The 1,996-nt window shown below is 46.3% G+C and carries 1 protein-coding gene; it reads left to right on the top strand.

Annotated elements, in window-relative coordinates; genetic code table 11:
• On the top strand, window positions 1-1,996 hold a 1,996-nt coding region (locus tag AC58PQ_RS29475; RefSeq protein ID WP_497247947.1), incomplete at both ends, for an endo-alpha-N-acetylgalactosaminidase family protein.

The following is a 1,996-nucleotide window of genomic DNA, read 5'->3' as shown; positions in this document are numbered from 1 at the left end:
CATCCCGTTTAATTTCGGAAGCCAAGCAACAAACCCTTTTTTAAAGACGTTGGATGAAACGAAGCGGATCTATCTGGCAACCGATGGGTTGAAACAGTTTGTTGAGCTGAAGGGGTATCAACAGGAAGGTCATGACTCCGCTCACCCGGATTACGGCAATAATATTGGCTTTCGCCAAGGCGGAGCAGCAGATATGAACACACTTGTCAATGTAGGTCGTGAGTACGGGGGATTTTTTGGTGTGCATATTAGTGCGACTGGCGCTCTCCCGGAAGCGAAATATTTTAGCGACACATTGGTAGATAGGACAAAATGGGGCTGGGATTGGTTAGACCAATCTTACGATTTCAATACAGCTCAAATGCGCAACGAAGCTTCGACTGGGGCGAGGTTAAATCGCTTGCAGGAATTAAAAAATGCTGTGCCCAATCTAGACTTTATTTATGCGGATGCCTGGTTAGAAAATGGCTGGAACGGCCTGGAGCTTGCTCGGGAAATAAACAGCCTGGGTTGGGGACTTGGTACGGAGTACCCAGAGTATTTGGAGAGAGATTCGATCTGGGCCCACTGGTCTTTGGAATACAACAAACCATATAACAGCCAAATCGCTCGGTTTATCCGCAATCATCAGAAGGATACATGGGTCACACGTAATCCATTGTTAGGCGGCACCGAATTGGCGGCATACGAAGGCTGGCAAGGCAAAGTTAATTTTGACGATATGATCAAGACGACTTTTAATACGAATCTTCCGACGAAATATATGCAGCATTTCCCGATCCTAAAATGGTCGAGCAACACGATCAACTTTGCTAACAATGTTAGCGTCAGTAATGCGAGCGGCACAAGAGTGATGACAAAGGACGGCATCACCATCTTGAATGGTGGAGCTTATCTGCTTCCATGGAATCCGAATACGGAAGATAAGCTTTATCACTGGAATTCGACCGGAGGAAGTACGACTTGGACACTGCCCTTAAGTTGGTCAGGACTCAGTACAGTTAAGATTTACAAACTGTCCGATCAAGGCAAGCAGTTCATACAAGATTTGCCGGTAACGAACAATCAGGTTGCCATTCATGCTACCGCAAATACGCCTTACGTGATTTACAAAGGAGACGCTTCAGCAACTGATGTGAATTATGGTGAAGGTACGCCATTGAAAGATCCTGGTTTCAATAGCGGCGGACTCGCTTCCTGGACGGTAACTGGCGATTCGACGAAAGCAACCGTACAGAGAAATGGACTTGGCCAAAATGAACTTAAAATAGCAAGCGGCGCTGATGTAACGGTGAGTCAACAGCTTACAGGACTTTCACAGGGAACGTATTCAGCTTACGTCTACGTACAAGTGGACGGTGACCGCCGTGCAGTTATCGGGGTCAAAGATTATAGTGGGGCAGAAGTGACCAACTATACGGATACCTCCTTTGCGCAAAATCTTATATCGGGAGATGCCAAGCATGGTACCAAAATGCAAAGGATGCGTGTGCTGTTTGACGTTCCTGCAGGGCAAACTACGGCAACGCTTTACCTGAAAGGTGTAACAGGCACGGGAGCCATTACATTTGATGATGTCCATATTATGAAAGTACAGCGGGCTGCAAATCCGACAGGAGCTTATTTTTCGGAAGATTTTGAGCATGTAGACGCTGGTTGGTATCCGTTTGTAAAGGCTGATGCTGGCGGAAGTACCGATCCGAGAACTCATCTTTCCGAATTACATGCGCCTTACACGCAAAAAGGATGGAACGGTAACGCGATTGACCATACGATCAACGGGAATTGGTCGCTGATGTCGAATAAGGAGAATACGGGTCTACTCTATAGAACGTTGCCGCAAACGCTTCGATTCGCGCCAGGCACGAACTATACGATCACTTTTAAATATGAGAATCAACAAGCCGGGGATTATGCGTTCATTGTAGGCGATGGAACGAATGAAATATCCAGCACTAATTTCAGTACCGTTACTTCTCCAAAGACTTTTACAAAA

The sequence above is a fragment of the Paenibacillus sp. J22P143 genome (genome assembly GCF_059692035.1).
Note: the sequence above shows the minus strand (reverse complement) of the source record. Positions and strands in the feature narration are given on the sequence as shown.